A 669-nucleotide genomic window follows, 5' to 3' on the forward strand; every position below is an offset into this window, starting at 1 on the left:
CGGAAGTGTCGGCCACGGAAGCACAATCAAAAGCGCCGGAAGCTTCTGAGAAACCTGAAGCGGCTAAAGAAGAAACAAAACCAGTAACCACTGACAAGCCGAAGCGTGAGCGTAGACCGCGAGCCAAAGCAAAAACAGAGACGCCTAAAGCGCCTGTAGAGAATGTCGAGGCCGCAAAACCAGCGACCGAGCAATCTGAGCCAGCGCCAGCCAAAGCCGATGTTACAACGCCGGATGTAAAAACTAAGAGCGAGGCTAAAGCTAAGCCAGAGACATCTGCTGATACTGATGCTAATGCTGAGAAAACTGATAAATCGGCCGAACAGCGACGTCGACGTAGACGTAAGCCAGTGACGCAGAAAACAGACAGCTCGAATAGTGAAGCATCGGCGACTGATTCAGCAAAAGCCAGCGAGAAAGCGCAAGAGCCTGCTGCTGAAAAACCGGCTCCTGCGTCGGTTTCTCAACACGCAACAACGTTCAAACCGCAACGCCCCGCGCGTCGCCGCGACCGAAAAGCAGCACAAGACACTTCGGAGACAGCGCCTACTGATAGTAAGGCGACTGAGAGCACCGAACAAGACCAATAAACATATTGGACTTTCTTACAGCCAGAGGTTAGCTTAGGCGCCTCTGGCTTTTTTATTACACGGAATCACTGTATGCCCC

1 protein-coding gene is annotated in these 669 nt (G+C 52.3%); it reads left to right on the forward strand.

Translation table 11 applies throughout. The features are described from left to right. Positions 1 to 590, forward strand: a 590-nt coding sequence (locus A3750_RS26255) for a hypothetical protein (protein ID WP_197475089.1), incomplete at its 5' end; no start/stop codon positions are given. Positions 591 to 669: the final 79 nt, after the last annotated feature.

This window comes from Oleiphilus sp. HI0079, assembly GCF_001635105.1.